Below are 3669 nucleotides of genomic sequence, written 5' to 3'. Positions count from 1 at the left end.
GTCGCCGGCGAACTGCGCTCGACGATTGCCGGCGGGCTGGAGCGGTTTTGCTGGACGGCCGATAACCGTATCGGGCAAGGGGTGGAGGAGGGGGCGGCGTGGTCGGCCCAATGCTCGACGCCGCCCGATGGTTACTGGATTGCCTTCTCGCCCGACGGTCAGCGGCGCGCCTACATCCATGACACCACCGGATTAGAGCCGGCTGGCGTCCGGCAACTGGTGGTCGAGGATGCGACGGGCGGCGAGCTGTGGCGGCGCGACCTGCCGGACGACGTGTGGCCGCTGGGCTGGTCGCCTGATGGGGCCTACGTGTTGCTGGACGACACGGCCAACCATACGCCCATCTGGCGCTTGCCGGCCGACGGGACGGGGGAGTTGGAGGTTGTCGTAGAGGACGGCTACCTGGTTCAGGTCGTGGACGTGTGGCAGTAGCCGGCCGGAACGCGCTCTGTCAGCCGCCCAACGGGATCGCCACCGCCACCAGCAACACGCCCACCGCGACCACCAGCAGCCCCGTCTTCCACGAACTCATGCCGGTGTAGTTGCCCCACTGGTAGCCGGCGACGAACAGCATGATGAACGACACCACGTTGGACAGCCGGATCGCCAGCGCGTAATCGTTGCGGAAGATGAAGAGCGGCAGGAAGGAGGGGGCCACAGCCAGCAGCGCCACCAGCACCGAGGCCAGCGCCCCGGTGAAGTCCTCGCGCTTCAGGCCGATGGCGCGCGGTTGGCTGTCGTGCAGGTGATCGAGAATATCCTGATAGAGCGCCTGCCGCTGGCTGTCGCCGGTGATGGGTTCCAGGATGAAATCGAACTCGTCGGCTATAGTCTCAATCGCCTCCTGTTCCGTGTTGGCCGCCTGAATGTGCCAGAGGATGCGGTGGCGCTCGCTGCGCCCCAATATCTCGATTAGCGCGTACATGACGCCGTCGATGATCCCCCAGGCTACCGTCGCCCCCAGCGCGGCCAGCGTCAGGTCGCGAATGTGGGCGGCGGTGACGGGCTCGCCCGGGTTCATCATGAGGATGCGGAAGGCCAGCGTGAAAGTCAGCAGGATGAGGATGCTGAAGATGGCCTCGGCCAGCACGTCAATGGGATCGAGCAGGTGGCCCATGAAGCCTTCGCGCGGCTTTTGGCGTCGGGAGCGGGTGTGGTAGCGGGCGGACAAAGGTTACCTCGGTGTTAGGCGCAATTCAGCCTGTAATACTAGCATGCCTATCCGCGTAAACAAAGCATGCGAACGTCGTTCGTAGTCAGGCAATTTATTGCCGCTCTCCTCGTAGCACAGCCATCCCTGGCTGCCTTAGGCCCTGCAGCCAGGAATGGCTGCGCTACGAACGCGAAGAACGGCAATGAATTGCCTGACTACAAACGGGCAATTCCGGTCTAAGCGATTACAATTAGAGAGCGATAGGACGAACATTGGTTGAGGAGGGAAGCCGCATGACAGGCTCGACAGACGTACCGGCGAGTTCGCCAAGCAACCTTTTCATCTCCACCGGCCACCTGCCGCCCGTCGAGACGGTGCAGGAGCTGGTGGACAAGGCGCATGCCCGCTTCAAAGACGTAGACGAGGGGCGCAACTCCACCGTCTATCCGGCCCTGGCCCGCGCGCCGCGCGACCTGTTCGGCGTGTGCGTGGCCGGCGTCGAGGGCGACCTGCACGCCGCGGGCGACGCCGACTACGAATTCACCATCATGAGCGTCTCCAAGCCGTTCACGTTTGGCCTCATCTGCCAGGCCCTCGGCGCGGAGGAGGCGCGGGCCAAGCTCGGCGTGAACGCCACCGGCTTACCCTTTAACTCGATCATGGCGATTGAGCTAGATCCCGACCGCCTGACCAACCCGATGGTCAACTCGGGGGCCATCGCCGCCGTCAGCCTGGTTCCGGGGGCGACGGCCGCGGCCAAGTGGCGCTTCATCCAGGAAGGACTATCGCGCTTCGCCGGCCGGGAGTTGGCGCTGAACGACGAGGTGTACGTCTCTGCCTCGCTCACCAACCATCGCAACCGGGCCATCGCCCGCATCATGTACGACTACGGGCGACTGTACTTCGATCCCATCGAGGCGACGGACATCTACACCCAGCAGTGCTCGCTCAACGTGACGGCCAAAGACCTGGCCGTCATGGCTGCCACGCTGGCCAACGGCGGCGTCAACCCGCTGACGCTGGAGCCGGTGATTGACCCCGCTCACTGTCGGCGGGTGCTGGCGGTGATGACGACGGCCGGCATGTACGAGACGACGGGCGATTGGGAATTCGACGTGGGGCTGCCGGCCAAAAGCGGCATCAGCGGCGGGCTGATCACCGTCTCGCCCGGCAAGGGCGGCATGGCCAGCTTCGCGCCGCCCCTTGACGCCGCCGGTAACAGCGTCAAGGGGCAGCTGGTCGCCCGCTACCTGTCGGAGCGATTGGGGATGAACCTGTTCGCCTCAGCGCCTGCGCCGCTGTGAGGCCCGACCGGCGACAGCTTGCCGGCGTTTGTCGCGGGAACTGGGCGCTTTGGCCGGCTCTTCGGGTGGGGCGGGCGCGTTTTCCGGCAAGTAGTCCGGCAGGCCCAGCGACGGGAAGATCGCCAGCAGCGACAGCGCGCCCAGGATCAGGAACGACGCCCGGAGCGCGCGCAGGCGGGCCGTTTCGTTGATGGCTATCGCCTGGGCTATCTGTTCGTCCGTGGCTGTGGTCTGCGCCATCACCTCATCCAACTGATCGTTGGAGATGAAGTTGATGTTGTCCAGATTGACCTGCCGCCGCAGCGAGCCGGGCAGGTTGGACTGGTTGACGGCGGTGGTGATGAACAGGCTAAGCAGGCCGACAGCCACCACCCCGGCGAAGGCCGTGCCCAACGCGGTCGAGAGGTTATTGGCCACGCCGCGCAACGCGCCCACGTCGCCGGCCAACTCCTTGGGGGCCGAGGTCACCATCACGTTGAACAACAGCGTCAGTAGCGATCCCTCGCCCAGGCCGAGTATCAGCAGACCGATGATGACCATCGCCGTGCCCCAGTTGTTGCCAACCACGAACGACAGCAGGGTCAGGCCGCCGGCGACCAGGGCGAAGGCGACGATGGCGATCCGCCGCGGCGTCAGCCGGTCATAGAGGCGGACAATGAGGATCGCCGACGCGGCGATGGCCAGGGTGTAAGGGATGACGGCGACGGCGGTTTGCATCGACGTGCGGCCCTGCACGATCTGGATAAAGAGCGGGATCAGGAAGTTGACCGCCGGGCCGAGCGCGCCGATGATGAGCAGGCAGACGATGGTCGCGCGCTCCTGGGGTGAATCGAGCACCTCCAGCGACAGCAGCGGTTGCCGGCCCACTTCCACGATCAGGTGCGACCAGGCGAAGAACGCCTGGAACAGCAGCAGGCCGAAGACCACGAACAGCAGCGCCGGCGAGAGGCCAACGATGTTGAACGGCGCGCCGCTGCTGGCCAGCACAATGCCCCACGAATTGAGGTTGTTGAAGCCAAAGCTGATCAGGATGACGGCGATGGCCGACAGGGCCACGCCGACGGCATCGATCTTGACACCGCTCTGTCGCGGCACGGGCTTCAGCCGGAAGCTGAGCAGGAAGACGATGATGGACACGAAGCTCAGCAGGCCGAACGAGTAGCGCCAACTCAGGTAGGTTCCCAGGAAGCCGGCCACGAAAAAAGCCAGCGC

General features: G+C 65.1%; 3 protein-coding genes and 1 pseudogene. 2 read left to right on the top strand and 2 right to left on the bottom strand.

The annotated features are described in order from the left end of the window. Nucleotides 1-432: pseudogene (locus tag ACE3UY_RS08865) on the top strand (hypothetical protein); the annotation flags it as partial. Nucleotides 433-451: 19 nt separating this feature from the next. Here the strand turns inward: ACE3UY_RS08865 and ACE3UY_RS08860 are convergent. Then, nucleotides 452-1171 (bottom strand): VIT1/CCC1 transporter family protein, encoded by a 720-nt coding sequence (locus ACE3UY_RS08860; RefSeq protein ID WP_374687182.1) that lies wholly within the window; start codon nucleotides 1169-1171, stop codon nucleotides 452-454. Nucleotides 1172-1446: 275 nt separating this feature from the next. On the opposite strand from ACE3UY_RS08860, the gene glsA reads away from it, so the two are divergent. Next, on the top strand, nucleotides 1447-2457 hold the full coding sequence (gene glsA, locus ACE3UY_RS08855; protein ID WP_374687181.1) for a glutaminase A: 1011 nt from the start codon (nucleotides 1447-1449) through the stop codon (nucleotides 2455-2457). Here glsA and ACE3UY_RS08850 read toward each other — a convergent pair. After that, the coding region (locus tag ACE3UY_RS08850) for an MFS transporter (RefSeq protein WP_374687180.1) at nucleotides 2437-3669 on the bottom strand (1233 nt) is incomplete at its 5' end. The two genes, glsA and ACE3UY_RS08850, sit on opposite strands and share 21 nt — an antisense overlap.

The sequence above is a fragment of the Promineifilum sp. (SeqCode) genome, from assembly GCF_041918635.1.
Classification (GTDB): domain Bacteria; phylum Chloroflexota; class Anaerolineae; order Promineifilales; family Promineifilaceae; genus Promineifilum.
The sequence above is the reverse complement of the archived record's forward strand: the minus strand, read 5'-3'. Positions and strand labels throughout refer to the sequence as shown.

Bases quoted from the DNA above. Each gene is read 5' to 3' on its own strand.
- glsA (WP_374687181.1), top strand. From the start codon at position 1,447: ATGACAGGCTCGACAGACGTACCGGCGAGTTCGCCAAGCAACCTTTTC.